This is a genomic window from Flavobacterium reichenbachii, assembly GCF_002217435.1.
Classification (GTDB): Bacteria; Bacteroidota; Bacteroidia; order Flavobacteriales; family Flavobacteriaceae; genus Flavobacterium; species Flavobacterium reichenbachii.
In genome coordinates this window covers 105,535-123,058 of record NZ_MUHF01000019.1, presented here as the reverse complement: position 1 = coordinate 123,058, position 17,524 = coordinate 105,535, and the positions used below count along the sequence as shown (strand labels likewise).

General features: G+C 34.4%; 13 protein-coding genes. 7 read left to right on the top strand and 6 right to left on the bottom strand.

Annotated features, from left to right (window positions below):
• Positions 1 to 64: 64 nt before the first annotated feature.
• From araA to B0A68_RS15600, 4 genes are all read right to left on the bottom strand, one after another.
• Positions 65 to 1,573, bottom strand: a complete 1,509-nt coding sequence (araA, locus tag B0A68_RS15615; RefSeq protein ID WP_035686856.1) for an L-arabinose isomerase — start codon at positions 1,571 to 1,573, stop codon at positions 65 to 67.
• A 137-nt stretch (positions 1,574 to 1,710) separates the two neighbouring features.
• Complete coding sequence (locus B0A68_RS15610) at positions 1,711 to 2,412, bottom strand: L-ribulose-5-phosphate 4-epimerase (protein ID WP_035686859.1); 702 nt, start codon at positions 2,410 to 2,412, stop codon at positions 1,711 to 1,713.
• On the bottom strand, positions 2,396 to 4,087 hold the full coding sequence (locus B0A68_RS15605) for a ribulokinase (RefSeq protein WP_035686862.1): 1,692 nt from the start codon (positions 4,085 to 4,087) through the stop codon (positions 2,396 to 2,398). The genes B0A68_RS15610 and B0A68_RS15605 overlap by 17 nt, the downstream gene beginning before the upstream one ends.
• 230 nt (positions 4,088 to 4,317) lie before the next feature.
• Positions 4,318 to 5,862, bottom strand: a complete 1,545-nt coding sequence (locus B0A68_RS15600) for an alpha-N-arabinofuranosidase (RefSeq protein WP_035686864.1) — start codon at positions 5,860 to 5,862, stop codon at positions 4,318 to 4,320.
• 547 nt (positions 5,863 to 6,409) lie between these two features.
• On the opposite strand from B0A68_RS15600, the gene B0A68_RS15595 reads away from it, so the two are divergent.
• Positions 6,410 to 7,099: an NUDIX hydrolase gene (locus B0A68_RS15595; RefSeq protein WP_035688357.1), complete on the top strand. Its 690-nt coding sequence runs from the start codon at positions 6,410 to 6,412 to the stop codon at positions 7,097 to 7,099.
• A gap of 72 nt (positions 7,100 to 7,171) precedes the next feature.
• Here the strand turns inward: B0A68_RS15595 and B0A68_RS15590 are convergent, their stop codons facing one another.
• Positions 7,172 to 8,170: a GntR family transcriptional regulator gene (locus B0A68_RS15590; RefSeq protein ID WP_035686866.1), complete on the bottom strand. Its 999-nt coding sequence runs from the start codon at positions 8,168 to 8,170 to the stop codon at positions 7,172 to 7,174.
• A gap of 101 nt (positions 8,171 to 8,271) precedes the next feature.
• On the opposite strand from B0A68_RS15590, the gene B0A68_RS15585 reads away from it, so the two are divergent.
• The 5 genes from B0A68_RS15585 (at position 8,272) to B0A68_RS15565 (ending at position 14,548) form a co-directional block, all read left to right on the top strand.
• Positions 8,272 to 9,324: an aldose epimerase family protein gene (locus B0A68_RS15585; protein ID WP_051892719.1), complete on the top strand. Its 1,053-nt coding sequence runs from the start codon at positions 8,272 to 8,274 to the stop codon at positions 9,322 to 9,324.
• Between the two features lie 36 nt (positions 9,325 to 9,360).
• Positions 9,361 to 10,521 carry a galactokinase gene (gene galK, locus B0A68_RS15580; protein WP_035686868.1) on the top strand — a complete coding sequence of 387 codons (1,161 nt, stop codon included), beginning with the start codon at positions 9,361 to 9,363 and terminating at the stop codon, positions 10,519 to 10,521.
• Positions 10,522 to 10,536: 15 nt separating this feature from the next.
• Complete coding sequence (locus B0A68_RS15575; protein WP_035686870.1) at positions 10,537 to 11,586, top strand: UDP-glucose--hexose-1-phosphate uridylyltransferase; 1,050 nt, start codon at positions 10,537 to 10,539, stop codon at positions 11,584 to 11,586.
• Between the two features lie 230 nt (positions 11,587 to 11,816).
• On the top strand, positions 11,817 to 13,502 hold the full coding sequence (locus B0A68_RS15570) for a sodium/sugar symporter (protein WP_035686872.1): 1,686 nt from the start codon (positions 11,817 to 11,819) through the stop codon (positions 13,500 to 13,502).
• A 266-nt stretch (positions 13,503 to 13,768) separates the two neighbouring features.
• Positions 13,769 to 14,548, top strand: a complete 780-nt coding sequence (locus tag B0A68_RS15565) for an L-fucose dehydrogenase (RefSeq protein ID WP_035686874.1) — start codon at positions 13,769 to 13,771, stop codon at positions 14,546 to 14,548.
• Positions 14,549 to 14,816: 268 nt separating this feature from the next.
• Here B0A68_RS15565 and B0A68_RS15560 read toward each other — a convergent pair whose 3' ends face one another.
• Positions 14,817 to 15,686, bottom strand: coding sequence for an AraC family transcriptional regulator (locus tag B0A68_RS15560; RefSeq protein ID WP_051892721.1), 870 nt, complete (start codon positions 15,684 to 15,686; stop codon positions 14,817 to 14,819).
• A gap of 173 nt (positions 15,687 to 15,859) precedes the next feature.
• Here B0A68_RS15560 and B0A68_RS15555 point away from each other — a divergent pair, with 173 nt between their 5' ends.
• Complete coding sequence (locus B0A68_RS15555; protein WP_035686877.1) at positions 15,860 to 17,515, top strand: UxaA family hydrolase; 1,656 nt, start codon at positions 15,860 to 15,862, stop codon at positions 17,513 to 17,515.
• The last annotated feature ends 9 nt before the right edge of the window (positions 17,516 to 17,524 follow it).

The following is a 17,524-nucleotide window of genomic DNA, read 5'->3' as shown; positions in this document are numbered from 1 at the left end:
TCAACAAAGTTAAAAGTAGCAAAAAAAATTGAACCTCTGCTTCTTTGAACCTTTGCACCTTTAATTACAATCCGTGTTGAAACAAATGATAATATGCTTCGTTAGCGTTGATCTTATCTTTAAAGTCTCTTACTGTCGTTTTCTCATCAATAACCAATAATTCGATTCCAGCAATATCTGCGAAGTCTTCCATATATTCTGTTGTTAGAGATTGGCTGTAAACCGTATGATGCGCTCCTCCAGCTAGAATCCAAGCTGTTGCTGCAATATCCAAGTTTGGCTTACAATCCCATAAAACTCTGGCAACTGGTAATTTTGGTAATTCTGCCATTGGTTTTATCGCCTCAACTTCGTTAACAATTAAACGGAAACGAGTTCCCATATCTACCAAAGAAACATTGATTGCATCTCCGGCTGGCGAATTGAACACCAAACGAGCTGGATCTTCTTTTCCGCCAATTCCTAAAGGATGCACTTCGCAAGAAGGTTTTCCGTCAGCGATAGATGGACAGATTTCTAACATGTGCGATCCTAAAACGTATGATTTTTGCGGTGTAAAGTGGTAAGTGTAATCTTCCATGAAAGATGTTCCGCCTTCCAAACCAATATTCATTACTTTTAAAGCTCTTACCATTGCAGCTGTTTTCCAGTCTCCTTCTCCACCAAAACCATAACCATCGGCCATTAATCTTTGTGTTGCAATTCCCGGTAATTGTTTCCAAACGCCAAGATTTTCAAATGTATCTGTAAAAGCGCCAAATCCTCCTTCTTCAAGGAAAGCTCTTAATCCTAATTCAATTTTTGCCGCTTCCGCTAAAGAACTTCTTTGCGCTCCGCCTTCTTTTAAAGAATCGGTTAAAGTATAAGATGCTTCGTAAACGGCTAATAAATCGTTTAGTTCTTTGTCTGTTACTTTCTCAATATATTTTGTAACATCAGAAGAATCATATCCGTTTACAGAAACGCCGAAACGAATTTGAGCTTCTACTTTATCACCTTCTGTAACGGCAACTTCACGCATATTGTCTCCAATACGAGCTACTTTTAGATTTTGAAGTTCATCCCAGCCTAAAACGACTCTTGACCAGATTCCTAATTTTTTCTGAACTCTTTCGTCTTCCCAGTGTCCAACTACAACTTTACGTTTTTTACGCATTCTTGACATGATGAAACCGAATTCACGATCTCCGTGTGCTGATTGATTCAGGTTCATGAAATCCATATCGATAGATCCCCACGGAATTTCAGCATTGTATTGTGTATGCAAATGACATAATGGTTTTTTCAAAATACTCAAACCGCCAATCCACATTTTTGCCGGCGAAAAAGTATGCATCCACGCAATAATTCCGATACAGTTTTTAGCCGAATTTGCTGCTAAACAAACGTCTAATATTTGAGATGGAGATTTTACCACATCTTTATAAACTACTTTTACCGGAATACTCGATGAAGCGTCCAATCCTTTTGCAATTATTTGCGAATGCTCCGCTACTTTTCTTAATGTTTCTTCACCGTATAATTCTTGGCTTCCTACTACAAACCATACTTCTTTTTGAGATATATCTATCATTTTGTTTAATCGTTTATTTGTTTAATCGTCAAATCGTTTTTCTTTATCTAAAAATTCACTATTAACGAAAATCTTTTCTCTTTGTTCTTTATTCTATTTTCTTTAATCTAAAATCTACATTCTAAAATCTAAAATCATTATTGTCCGTAATACGAATCTTTTCCGTGTTTACGGTTGTAATGTTTCTTAATTAATGAGTCTTTTAATCTTGGTGCATTTGGATTTATTTGCAAAGTCAGGTATGCCATTTCTGCCACAACTTCTAGAACTTTACTGTTGTAAACCGCTTTTGCAGCGTTTTTTCCCCAGGCAAACGGACCGTGATTTCCGATCAAAATCATTTCTACTTCTTCGTATGAAAGATTTTTTTCTTTGAAACAATCTAGAATCTGAATTCCGGTATTGTGTTCGTAGTTTCCTTCAATCAATGCATCTGCCATTGGCGGCGCGCACGGAATATCAGCTGTTAAGTGATCGGCATGTGTGGTTCCAAAAATCGGAATATCTTGCTGTGATTGCGCCCAAGCCACAGAATAAGTGGCGTGTGTATGTGCAACACCACCAATATTTGGCCAGTTTTTATATAAGTAAGCATGCGTTTTTGTGTCTGATGACGGACGCATTGTTCCTTCGATAATATTATTATCAAAATCGACAATAACCATATCTTCTGGTTTTAAATCTTCATACGGAACACCGCTTGGTTTAATGGCAAAAACACCATTTTTTCTATCAACGGCACTTACGTTTCCGAAAGTATAGACAACCAAATTCAGTGCATTCAACTGCATATTGGCTTCGTAACATTCTTGTTTTAAATCTTTATAAAGAGAGCTCATGCTGTGCTGTTTTAATGTTTGGATCTTCGTAAGCGCTTAATTGATCGTAAGCAACAAGCAGTTTGTTATACGCAGCTACTTTATCTAATTGAGGAAAATATTCTCCGTCAAAATCACTTCCAATTTTTTGACTTGCTTCGATTACGTTAGGGTAAATTCCGGCTGCAACGGCGGCGTAAATTGCTGCTCCCAAAGCTGGAGTTTGGTCTGAAGCTGCAATTTTAATTGGCTTGTTTAGAACATTGGCCAATGTCTGCATGATAAAAGGAGATTTACGGGCAACACCGCCAATTCCGATAACGCTGTCGATTTTTACACCTTCTTCTTCAAAACGATCTACGATTTTCTTCGCTCCAAAACAAATTGCATTAACTAAAGCTTTAAAAATATGAGGCGCTTTTGTTCCTAAAGAAAGATTCGAAATCGCACTTTTTAATTCCTGATTTGCATCTGGAGTTCGTCGCCCGTTGATCCAGTCCAAAGCAATTGGAAGACTTTCTGAAACCGGAATTTTGGCTGCTTCTTTTGTCAATTCTACAATTAATTTATCGCTGAATTCTTCTCTTAATTGTTCTTTTTGAGCTTCGTTTAAAATTGAAGAAGAACCTAATAAGTGTTCCGTTGGCCACATTAATAATTCTTTGTACCAAGCCAGTAAATCGCCAAAAGCAGATTGCCCTGCTTCTAAACCAATAAAGCCCGGAATAACGGAACCATCAACTTGTCCGCAGATTCCGCGAACGGTTTTTGTTCCTACTTCATCATAAGAACCAACTAGAATATCACAGGTTGATGTTCCCATAACACGGACTAAAGTATTTTCTCCAATTTTAGCTCCAACTGCTCCAGAATGCGCATCAAAAGTTCCAACAGCCACAACTGTTTCTGTTGAAAGTCCCAAACGGTCTGCCCATTCTTTGCTTAAATTTCCTGCTGATAAATCAGATGTATAGGTTTCATCGTATAGATTTCCGCGAAGCTGTGCTAAATACGGATGTAGTTTTTCTAAAAATTCAACTGGCGGAAGTCCGTTCCAGTCTGCGTGCCACATGGCTTTGTGTCCTGCGGCGCAGCGGCTTCTTTTAAAGGTTTTTAAATCTTTATTTTCAATTAATAAATACGTCATTAAATCGCAGTGTTCCATCCAGGTATGTGCAGCATTTCTAACTGCTTCATCTTCTCTGGCAATGTGAAGGATTTTTGCCCAAAACCATTCTGATGAGTAAATTCCGCCTACATATTTTGTTACATTTTCTCCGCCCCAGCTTACGGCCAGTTCATTAATTTCGTTTGCTTCATTTATAGAAGTATGATCTTTCCACAAAACCATCATGGCATTTGGGTTTTCCTCAAAACCTTTTGTCAAAGCCAATGGAATTCCTTCTTTTGTAACCGGAACCGGCGAAGATCCGGTTGTATCTATACAGATTCCTTTTACTAATGAAGGATCAACTTTACTTTCTTTTATAACAGTTTGAATCGTGATTTCTAATCCTTCGATATGATCTAAAGGATGCTGGCGAAACTGATTTATAGACGCGTCACAATATTGTTTGTTTTTCCATCTTTTGTAATGAGAAACATTCGATGCCAGCTCCTGTCCATTTTCAGTATCAATCAGCACCGCGCGAACAGAATCTGTTCCGTAGTCTAATCCTATTACATAATTTTTCATTCTAATTTTATTTTTAAAATATTGACAAATATAGATATAATTAATTTATAAGTGTATAAAAAACACTTAACAAAAACTGCGTAATTAATTTTTACCATAAATGCATTAAAACAGCATTTTAGCCTTTAAACAAAAAACAAATGTTAATAATACATTTATAACGCTGCGATTATTTCATGTTTAAAATAAAAACCATCGCTTTTAATATAAATTTTTTAGATTCCTCTGAATTATTTTCCCTCTAAAACCAGTACCGAAAAAGGCGGGATTATTATTTCCAGCTTTCCTTTTTTATTTTCAAATCCTTTAAAAGCAACAGGAACAATTTTATTAGGATTTTCGAAAGAATTATGATCCTGCAGTTTTGAAGCTGTCAGTATACTTGCTGTAAAATTTTTACTAGTTAAATCTTTAACATCAATTTCGATTTTGTGTTTATTTACGGCATCAATATTTACTAACGAAATATGAACTGCACCGTTTTTATCTTTTGAAGCCGAAGCCGAAACTGCCGGAATCGTTTGGTCTTTTAAAGTATATAAGGGCGAATTAAAACTTAAAGGCAGCAGTTTTGCATCCTGATGTACGTTGTACATTTGCATGACATGATACGTTGGTGTTAAAATCATTTTTGTTTTATCCGTCAGAATTACGGCTTGCAGCACATTTACACACTGCGCTAAATTTGCCATTCTTACTCTATCGGCGTGGTTGTTGAAAATATTGAGCGTAGCACCGGCTAAAACCGCATCTCTAATGGTATTTTGCTGATACAAAAATCCAGAATTTGTTCCTTTTTCTACATCATACCATCCGCCCCATTCGTCTACAACCATAGCTACTTTTTTCTCAGGATCATATTTATCCATAACCGCAGCATGTTTGGTTACTAATTCTTCCATTTTTAGAGCCTGCTGCATAGTTTTAAAATATTGTTCTTCAGAAAAATTAACGGCATCTCCTTTTTTATTCCAGTCAATTACAGAATAATGATGCACACCAACACCGCCAAGCATATTTAAAGGAATATTTTTCATTAAAACTTCGGTCCAATTATAATCGCTGCTGTTGGCTCCAGATGCAATGCGGTTTATACCGCCGCTATTATTCCAGTCGGCCATAAACGTGGCAAATTTTCGATATTCTCCTGCATAATATTCTGCTGTCATATTACCGCCGCAACCCCAGGCTTCGTTTCCGATTCCCCAATATTTTACTTTCCATGGTTCTGTTCTTCCATTTTTTTTACGCAGATCGCTCATCGGACTTTTACCTCCAAAATTGGCATACTGAATCCAATCTGCAAATTCCTGAACAGTACCGCTTCCTACATTTCCAGACAAATAAGGTTCTGCTCCAAGCACTTCACAGAGATTTAAAAAATCATGTGTGCCAAAACTGTTATCTTCTGTTACACCTCCCCACCATTGGTTTACAATTGTTGGTCTTTGCTCTTTTGGTCCAATTCCGTCTTTCCAATGATAGGTGTCTGCAAAACAACCGCCCGGCCATCTTAAGTTTGGAATTTTGAGCTCTTTTAAGGCTTTAATAATATCATTTCGAACTCCGTTTGTATTGGGTATTTTTGAAGTATCTCCCACAAAAAATCCACCGTAAATACAACGCCCCAAATGCTCGGCAAAATGGCCGTAAATATTTTTATTAATTACCGGCGCCGATGCATCATTTTTTATTGAAATGATTACGGGTTCTTTTTGCGCACAAATTGTTTGAACAGAAAATATAACAAACAATAATAAGAATGCTTTTTTCATAATTTGGTTTTTGTTTTTGGATGATAGAAAAATATATAGATCGAATATTTTCTAATCTTTGTGGTTTTATAGTTTAATAAGTGTTTGATTAACATTTGTAAATTTAAACAAAAAAAAGCCGGATAAAAAAATAAAAATCTTAGAACAACTGGTTGCAAAAAACAAATTTCATAATTTAAGATTAAAAAATCGGCTGTAATAAAGGCTTAATAAAGGATTTGATTATTAAAGAAAAAAGCTGCGAGTCTAAAAAATTTGACAAAAAAATTTGAAAACCGCACGATTTATAACATGTATCTGGATTTTTTAAATTTCTAATGTGAAATAATAACTCTAAGATTAATTCTCTTTTAAAATTGTTCCTACCTTTGACCTCTGAATTTGATATGAAATTGAAAAAGATTGTTCTAAAACTTATGCTTTTACCAATTAAAAATCAATTAATAAGGATTTAGATTTAATGAGTTTTTACATAAGTGTAAAAACTACATTAATAAATTATGAAACCTCTCAGGAAGTTTATATATTTACACATAAAATATTGAATATGCTAAACACTTATAGCTCTGCCGATAAGGTCTTATTAGCGGTAGATTGCATCATTTTTGGATTCGACAATGAAGGTCTGAAAATACTTCTAATCAAAAGAGATTTTGAACCGGAAAAAGGAAAATGGTCTTTGATTGGAGGTTTTTTAAAACGAGACGAAGTTCTTGATGATGCTGCTATTAGAATTCTAAATACTTATACAGGTTTAAACGACATTTATATGGAGCAGTTATATGCTTACAGCGAAATTGATCGTGATCCGGTAGAAAGAACTATTTCGGTTTCTTATTATGCATTGATTAATATTGAAAACCACAATGCCGAAATGATTCAGAATTATCACGCTGAATGGTTTAGCATAAACGAAATGCCAAAGCTTATTTTTGACCATAACGAAATGGTGCATCACGCGATTAGAAGACTTCGCTACAGAACGTCTATAAAACCAATTGGTTTTGAATTACTGCCAGAAAAATTTACAATGCGCCAATTATTAGAATTGTATGAAGCAATTTTAAGCAAAGAACTCGACAAACGAAATTTTATAAGTAAGATTAATTCTTTGGAGATTCTAAATAAATTAGAAGAAAAAGACATGCAGTCTTCTCGAAAAGGATCTTATCTCTATACTTTTAATAAAGAAAAATACGAAGAAAAATTACTTAACGATTTTGTTTTAAATCTATAATTTTTCGATAATAATAAGACTTGCAAGCCCTGAAAAAGTATACTTTTCGGGGCTTATTTTTTAGATATAATCTTAAAGAGAATTTCTCATCGTGAGTGATGATTTATTTTCGATCTGCTCTTTTGTTCCCTTACGAACCATATCGGCAAGAATTTTTCCCATCAGTTCAAAATGGGTAGAAATAGTTGTAATGCCGTTTGCCGCGATTTTTTTTAACGGTGTTTCATTATAAGATATAATTCCAAAATCGGCTCCTAATTTTAAGTTCTTACTTGCTGCATTTTCTATCACGCGAACCAAATCTCGATCGTTGGGAATAATATACAAGTCGCCAAGCGTTATTTCCCTATTGGTAAATTCTGTGATAATTTCGTGTTCAAAATCATATTTTTCGCAGAAGAATTCAAAACCTAATTTCATTCCGATTGGTTCTCTAAATCCCGGAAAAATCAGAATCAGCTTTTTGTATTTATTCAATCGGGATTTTCCTTTAAGCAATCCTTCAAAAATATCTTTTTGATGATTTTGATAAATTGCCGGATACCTTTTTAAGTCTGAATTGGTCTGATCCAGTATGATTACATCATTTACTGGTAGGGTTTTTATCAAATCAGCTATATCGATTAAGTTCGTCGGCATAATTATATATTTTGTATAATTTCCGTTACTGTCATTTACCAGTTTTTTAAAAACCTCAACATTAAAATGATGAAAGAAAATATCGACCTGAACATTTTTTCCGATGTTTTTTAGAAAGGAATTATAAATGTCCTCTTTAAAAATATTCAGCTCATCAAAAAGTAAAAAAATCTTCTGTTTTATACTGATTTCAATGCTTTTAACGTAATAACCTTTTCCAGGAATGGCATAAATTATACCTCTTTTCTTTAGTTCGTCATAAGCAAGCAGCACTGTATCACGCGACAAATCAAATGCCAGACAGACTTTATTAACCGACGGAAGCTGATCGCCTTTTATTAATTTTTCTTCTTCGATTGCTTTCTCAATTGAAAGAATTATCTGCTTATATTTTGGAAGCCCAATATTGTTTTGTACAGAAATTACGTTCATAAAAATTTCATTTTTATGGCAAGATACAAAAACTGGTAGGTACTGGTATGCAAATATTAGAAATGTTTCTATTTTTGGATTTCATTTTTGGCAATAATAGCATGGAAATAAAACATATATCGCATTTTCAAAACAGTTCTAATTCGAAATTATTTGGTTTAATGCCCGATAAAGAAGAAATTTATTCTTTTGAGTTAACTAATAAAAACGGAATGAAAGTTCAGGTTATTAATTATGGAGCAACTGTAACTTCTTTGCAAGTTCCATTAGATAATGGAAAATTTGTTGATGTTGTTTTAGGTTTTGATAATCTTCAGGCTTATTTAGATTCGTACAGCCTTCCGAGTGCTCCTTATTTTGGAACCACTGTCGGGCGTTATGCAGGAAGAATTCATAATGCTGCTTTTACTCTTAACGATAAAACTTTTCAGCTTTTAGGAAACAATAATGGAAACACTTTGCATGGCGGTGATTTTGGTTTTGGAAGAAAAGTGTGGAATGTTACTGATCTAACGGCTGGAGAAAATCCGTCGATAACTTTTGGATTATTAAGTGAAGATTTAGACCAGAACTTTCCCGGAGAAATGCACGTTTATCTTACCTATACTTTAACCGAGCAAAACGAATTAAAATTAGAATATAAAGCTACTTCTACAGAAGATACCGTGATCAATTTAACGCATCACAGCTACTTTAATTTAAACGGTCACGATTCTACAGTTTCTAATCAGGAAATGTTTATCGAATCGGATAAAATGCTGGAAACTGACCAAAATAATATTCCAACCGGAAATTTTATCGATTTAAACAATCATGAATTCGACTTTAGAACACCTAAAAAATGTCCGTTCCCGATTGATAATTCATTTGTAGTTAATTCTAAAAATGAGGCTGCAAGGTTAATCAGTTCAATAAACAATTTACAAATGAATGTTTATACTGATCAGCCAAGTGTTCATATTTATGTAGGAGGAAATTGTTTTAATACTTTAAAAGGAAAAGAAAATACCGATTATAATGCTCAAAGCGGTATTTGTTTTGAAACTCAAAATTTTCCTGATGCTCCAAATCACAGTCATTTTCCAAATGCTGTTTTAAAAAAAGGAGATCAATATTCTCAAAACACAGTTTATAAATTTGAAAATTTAGTTTAAAAAACAACTCAAATACTTTATCATAACCACACTACAATGAATGATATTTTAATACAAAATACTACTGCTTTTTTTGAGAAATCTTTTGGATCTGTTCCTCAAAAAGTAGTGCTGTCTCCAGGAAGAATTAATATTATAGGAGAACATATTGATTATAATGATGGTTATGTGCTGCCGGCTGCAATAGATAAAATAATTTGTTTTGCTTTTGAAAAAAACGATTCGAAAAAATCCAAAATTATTGCAATCGATTTGAATGAAGAGTTTGAAATTGATTTAACTCAAGAAGTAAAACTAAGTAAAGTTGTCTGGACAAATTACATTCGCGGCGTGATCAAACAGCTGCAGGATAATGGTTTTTCTTTTGAAGGTTTCAATTGTGTTTTCAGCAGTAACATTCCGGTTGGTTCAGGTTTATCCTCTTCTGCAGCTTTAGAATGCGGTATGATTTACGGTATAAAAGAGCTCTTTAACCTGGATATTCAAAAATTAGACATTTCTCTTTTAGGACAGAAAGCAGAACATTGGGTTGGTATCAACTGCGGTATTATGGATCAGTTTTCGAGCGTTCATGGGCTTGAAAACAAAGTAATAAAGTTAGACTGCAATACTCTAGAATATGAATATCACAATGCAGATTTCAAAGATTATTCTTTGATTTTGATGGACAGTAATGTAAAACATTCTCTTTTTACCTCTGAATATAATACGCGCAGAATTGAATGTGAAGAAGGATTAGCGATCATAAAAGCTGAATTTCCGGAAATAAAAAGTTTTAGAGATTGTTCAGAAGAGCAGGTTTTGAATCTAAAGAATAAAATGAGCGAAAAAGTATTTAGCCGTGTTCATTTTGTTGTCAAAGAAATTAACCGAGTTGTAAAAGCATGCGAAGCTTTAGACCAAGGAAATATTGAAGTTTTGGGTCAATTGCTTTTTGAGACTCATTACGGTTTGTCGCAAGAATATGAAGTAAGCTGCGAAGAATTGGATATGCTGGTAAATACTGCAAAAGATGATGATGCAATAATTGGTTCTCGCTTAATGGGCGGAGGTTTTGGCGGATGCACAATTAATTTAATTAAAAAAGGTCATGAAAATGATATAAAAAGTAAGTTTTCAAATCTTTATTTAGATACATTTGGGATCGAATTAAAATTTTACGATGTAAAAATCTCAAACGGAACAACATTACTTTAATACCATAACTACTACATGAAAAATTTTGACATTAACGAAGATCCTCACAGACGTTATAACCCATTAATTAACGAATGGGTTTTGGTATCACCTCATCGATCAAAACGTCCTTGGCAGGGACAAAACGAAACTATTTCAACAGAAACACTTCCAAATTACGATCCAACTTGTTATTTATGTCCGGGAAATGTTCGTGCTAATGGAGTGAATAATCCAGCATACGAAAACAGTTTTGTTTTTGAAAATGATTTTGCTGCAATGAAGCAGGATGAAATTATTTTTGAAGAAGATATCAAACATACCTTTTTTAAAGCAAAACCAGAACAAGGAATTTCAAGAGTAGTTTGTTTTTCTCCAAGACACGATTTAACACTTCCGGAAATGGAAGTGAGTGCGATTGAAAACATCATTAAAACCTGGCAGAAAGAATATACAGATTTAGGAAATATCAAGTATATTAATCACGTTCAGATTTTTGAAAATAAAGGAAGTGTAATGGGTTGCAGCAATCCGCATCCTCACGGCCAGATTTGGGCGCAGTCTTCATTGCCAACACAGGTAGAAAAAACGCAAAAATGCCTAAAATCATATTACGATAAAAACAACAGAACACTTTTGGAAGACTATGTTTTAGCCGAATTAAAAGTAGGAGACCGTATCGTAATAGAAAACGATCATTTTATAGCATTGGTGCCGTTTTGGGCAATCTGGCCTTACGAAACTATGATTGTCAGCAAAAGAGCAGTAAATAAAATTACCGATTTTACGGCCGAAGAAAGCACTTCTTTTGCTGTAATTTTAAAACAGTTAACCATAAAGTACGACAATTTATTTAGTACTTCTTTCCCATATTCTTCAGGAATTCACCAGTCGCCAACAGATGGTTTTGATCATTCAGAATGGCATTTTCACATGCATTTTTATCCGCCGTTATTAAGATCTGCAACAGTGAAAAAATTTATGGTTGGCTATGAAATGTTAGGAGAATCGCAGCGTGATATTACGCCGGAAAAAAGCGCAGAAATATTGAGACAGCAGTCAGACGTGCATTATAAAAGTTTATAAGAGTAAAATTTAACAGAATAATTAATTTATAAATGTAAAAAACACATTTACCTTGTGTCAATTTATAAATTTTTATTTTACATTTGACTTTTGCAGTTATTTTCGTAAAAAAATAACAAAATAAAAACACATATCACATTTTTAACAGGATTAAACAACACAAATATAGATTTCAAATTTTACCCTAAACAAACATTCTTATATACTAATTTTCTAAAATATTACTAACAATGAACCAGAACCTCGCTTTCGCAGATTATGCGGTTTTTATTATTTATTTTATCGTAGTTTCGGTCTACGGTTATACAGTTTATCGTAAAAGAAAACAAGACGAACAAGATGCTAAAGCTTACTTTTTGGCCGAAGGAAATTTAACCTGGTGGGCAATTGGAGCTTCTTTAATTGCTTCTAATATTTCTGCAGAACAGTTCATCGGAATGAGTGGTGAAGGTTTCTTTTTAGGAATTGCTGTTGCGGCTTACGAATGGCTTGCTGCAGTTGCACTTATTATTGTTGCGGTTTGGTTTATTCCGGTATATCTTAAAAATAAGATTTATACCATGCCTCAATTCTTAAAAACACGTTATAATGAATCTACTGCCTTGATTATGGCAGTTTTCTGGTTGTTTTTATATGTATTTGTAAACTTAACTTCTATTTTATACTTAGGAGCAGTTGCTATTAATGGACTTGCCGGAGGACAATATCTTCATGTTATTATGGTAGGTTTAGCAGTGTTTGCATTATTCATTTCGTTAGGAGGAATGAAAGTTGTAGCTTACACAGACGTTATTCAGGTTGCGGTATTAATTATTGGAGGTTTAGTAACTTCTTATATTGCTTTAACTACAGTTGGACAGTATTTTGGCGTTGGCGAAAATGCTATTGAAGGTTTTAAAGTTTTAATGAGAGAAGCACCGGAGCATTTCAAAATGATTATTCCAAAACCAACTGCGACTTCATCTCAGCTGGAAATTGATAAATATTTGACTTTCCCAGGTTTGATGTCTTACCTTGCTGGTATCTGGATCATCAACCTAAACTACTGGGGATGTAACCAATACATTACACAAAGAGCACTTGGTGCAGATTTACAAACCGCTCGTACAGGAATCTTGTTTGCCGGTATGCTAAAATTATTAATGCCGCTTATCGTAATGCTTCCTGGTATTGCAGCTTATGTACTATACCAAAACGGACATTTACCTCAATTGGTTGGAGGAAAAGACGGTGCTTATTCTGCTGTTTTAACATTCCTTCCAACTGGATTAAAAGGACTTTCTGTTGCTGCTTTAACTGCTGCAATTGTAGCTTCTTTAGCCGGAAAAGTAAACAGTATTTCTACAATTTATACCTTAGACATTCATAAAAAATACATTCAGAAAGAAGCTGGCGAAAAACAACAGGTAAACATTGGTAGAATTGCCGTTTTTGCTGCAATGCTTTTAGCTGTTTTATTTACTTGGAACGACGTCTTAGGAATTGGCGGTGTTGGAGGATTTACATACATTCAAAAATATACAGGATTTATAAGCCCTGGAGTTTTTGCCATGTTCTTCCTTGGTATGTTCTGGAAAAGAACTACTGGCACAGCAGCAATCGTAGGTGTACTTTTAGGATTCTTATTATCTGTTTTGTTCAACGAATATGCTCCTGCTTTATTCGGAAACGATACGCTTTTATACACAGCTTACCCTAACGGTAAAGGCGGATTCGAAATTCCTTTCCATATTTGTATGGGATTATCATTCTTCTTTACAATGTTAGCAATGATCGGAATTAGTTTTGCAGGACCAAAAGTAAACCCTAAAGCATTCGAAATTGATTCTGAAATGTTTAAAGTTAAACCGCAGACAACAGTCTTAATCGTAATTACGTTATTGATTATTGTAGCGCTTTATGTTAAGTTCTGGTAATTAAATTATCAGTTCTATTCTCTCTATTTTTACAGCTGTTGTTTGTCATGAACAACAGCTGTAAATTTTTTAAAGAATATCTATTAAGATTTTTTTGCCACGAATTACACTAATTTTCCCTAATTATTTTTTATAATAATTGCAAAATTTGTGGAAATTAGTGTAATTCGTGGCATCATATTTACTCTCACAGATTTTTTTAAATCATTTTAATCCTTTATCTGTGGCAAAAAAAATTAAACAGTACTTAAATTAAAATAAAAATCATGCAGTTATCATTAACCCAAAAAATCATTATAGTTACGGGAGGCGCAAAAGGAATCGGTTTAGGAATCGTTAAGGTTTTAGCCGAAGAAAATGCAATTCCGTTTATCGTTGGACGTAACGAAAATGATAATATCAAAGCCGTAGAAGAATTAAAAGCCCTTGGAAAAGAAGCGTATCAAGTTGCCGCCGATTTAACAAAACCAGAAGACTGCAAAAAAGCTGTTGAAGCCGTAATCGCAAAATTTGGCAGAATTGACGGACTTGTAAATAATGCCGGCGTTAATGATGGTGTTGGATTGGAAAACGGAAATTATGAAGATTTCGCAGCCTCGCTTCACAAAAATTTAGTGCATTATTATTTAATGGCACAGCACGCACTTCCGTATTTAAAAGAATCTAAAGGAGCGATTGTAAACATTGGTTCTAAAACTGCCGAAACCGGACAAGGCGGAACCTCTGCTTACGCAGCTTCAAACGGAGGAAGAAATGCTCTAACAAGAGAATGGGCAGTTGAATTATTAAAATACAGCATCCGTGTAAACGCCGTAATTGTGGCAGAATGTTATACGCCGCTTTACGAAACCTGGATCAATACTTTTGAAAACAAAGAAGAAAAACTAGCCGCAATTACAAAAAATATTCCCTTAGAAAACAGAATGACCACAGCAGAAGAAATTGCCAATATGGTTGTTTTTCTTCTTTCGGAAAAATCAAGCCATACCACCGGACAGATTATTTATGTTGATGGAGGTTATACTCATTTAGATCGCTCTATTTAAAAAAATTTGACACAGATTATGAAGATTAAAGGGATTTTTCAATCTGTGGCATTAAATTTAAACACATAGAATCATAGTTTTGCTAGGTCACAAAAAGGCATTTCATTTATTTAAATTCACATAGCTCTATGTGTTCAAATCTAGATTTGTTTATTACCCTTTTTATGGATGAAAAATTCTATGTTTCTATGTGTTTAATTTTTTTCCATCAATTTATTTACAAAATTAATTAGTGGTAATTCGTGTAATTCGTGGCAACTTTTAAACCTTAATTCACTTTCGCCTGATTCTTAAAATCACTTGGCGTAATTCCTTTAAATTTTTTAAAGAGTTTATTAAAATTCGATGCTGTCTTATAACCGCAATCGTATGCAATTTCAGACATGCTTTTATCGGTTTCTAATAACAATTTACAGGCATTAGAAATCCTGATTTCGTGTAGATAATCGACAAAATTTTTCTTGGTTTTTGCTTTAAACATCCTGCAGAAAGAAGTCGGCGTCATATTCGCGACAGCGGCAATTTCTTCGAGTGAAATATTCTTCTTATAATTTTTATTTACATATTGAAAAACCTCAGAAACCCGATCTTCTTTTGAATCCTTTTGCATCAAAGAATAAATTTCGTCGTTGATGTAAATCTTGTCCTGACTATCCGTAAGAATGGACAAAATTTCAAAAAGTCCGACAATGACTTCGAAATCTTTCTTTGCAACTAACTTCTCCAGTTTTTTTGCGATTTGCTTATTTGTTTTTCCGATAATCGAAATTCCTTTTCCGGCCTGAAAAAAGAGTTCGTTTATTTTTTGGGTTTCTTTTAATTCGTAAAAAGTCGGTCCGAAAATATCTTTATGAAAATATACGACAATCGAATTGGCTTTTAACTCTTCAATTCCCTGATAATACTTTTCATCATTTAACCAAACGTGCGGAATATCTGAACCTAAAAAAACCATGTCGCCGGGTTCAAAAGGCATTACCGAATTTCCGATAATTCTCTTGCCAAAACTCTCTTTAACATACACCAACTCCAATTCGGGATGCGAATGAAACGGCGCCTGAAAAAAGGGCTCGACACGATTTAGCACCGAAACTTTTGAGTTGAGATAAGACGTAATTTTAGTTTGTTCCAATTTCATTCTGTAAAGATAATTAAAGATTAGACACGGATAATATTAGACTAATAACAAAAGACAAAAAAAACTAATTTTATTTTTCGTTTACTGCCCAAATTTTAGTGAAAATAAAGTGATTAGCTCGTTTTCCAAAATAAGAAAGTGACGGAACAAAAAAGAAAAAAAACAACAAAACAATGCTGGACAATACAACTAAAAAATTAGTCGTAAAACTGCATCCGGATGATAATGTCCTGGTTGCTTTAACCGACTTACAAAAAGGAGAAACTATTCTTTTTGAAAACGAGACTTACATTTTACAAGACCTCATCAAGGCCAAACATAAATTCTACATGCAGGACATGAAGCAGGGAGAAGAAGTAAATATGTATGGTGTTCTAGTGGGGAAAGTACAAAACGACCTTGTAAAAGGAAGTTTAATGACGACCGAAAATTTAAAACACGCTGCAGATCCTTACGCCTACAGAAATGCATCTTACGAATGGAATGCGCCTGACGTTTCTAAATTTGAAAACCGAACTTTTAAAGGTTACAAAAGAAAAGACGGTCGTGTTGGAACGGCTAATTACTGGCTTTTTGTTCCGACTGTTTTTTGTGAAAACAGAAATTTGGATGTCATAAAAGAAGCATTGCACAAACAATTGGGTTATGCCGTAACAGACAAATACAACCAATTTACGCACGAATTACTGGAGGGTTATTTGAAAGGAAATGACATTAACGATATCAATATTGAATTAAATCCGACTCCAAAAAACAAACGTGTTTTTGAAAATGTAGACGGAATTAAATTCTTAAATCACCAAGGCGGTTGCGGCGGAACACGTCAGGACGCTTCTACTTTGAGCGCATTATTGGCTTCTTACGCGAATCACCCGAACGTTGGTGGCATCACACTTTTGAGTTTAGGCTGTCAGCATTTACAAGTTCAGGATTTTGTGAATGATGTAAAAAGACAAAACCCTGAGTTTGACAAACCGTTGTTTATTTTTGAACAACAGCAGACAGAAAGCGAAGAAGTTCTGATTACCAATGCCATCAAAAAAACTTTTGAAGGTTTGATCGAAATCAACAAATATGAAAGAACCGACGCACCTTTAAGCGATTTATGTATTGGCGTAAAATGTGGCGGAAGCGATGGTTTCAGCGGTGTTTCTGCAAATCCCGCTGTGGGTTATACGTCTGATTTAGTGGTAGCTTTGGGCGGAAAAATTCTTTTGGCAGAATTCCCGGAATTGTGCGGCGCAGAGCAAAACTTAATCGACAGATGTATTACAGAAGAGAAAGCTAAAAAGTTTATAGATTTAATGGAATCTTACGATGAATTGGCACATAAAGTAGGTTCTGGTTTTCATATGAATCCGTCACCGGGAAATATCAAAGACGGTTTAATTACAGACGCAATCAAAAGTGCCGGAGCGGCTAAAAAAGGCGGTACTTCTCCTGTTGTCGATGTTTTAGATTATACCGAATTGGTTACAAAACCAGGTTTAAGTTTAGTTTGTACGCCAGGAAATGATGTAGAAGCAACAACTGGAAAAGCAGCTTCTGGAGCAACTTTAATTTTATTTACAACTGGATTGGGAACTCCGACAGGAAACCCAGTTTGTCCTGTAATTAAAGTAGCGACAAACTCGGTTTTGGCAACAAGAATGAAAGATATTATCGATATTGACTGCGGACCAATTATCAGCGGTGAAAAGTCTATTGAAGAAATGGGCGAAGAAATTTTAGAATATTGTATCAAAGCTGCAAGCGGCGAAATTATTCCAAAAGCTGTACAATTAAACCAAGATGATTTTATTCCGTGGAAACGCGGCGTATCTTTATAGCAAATTTTA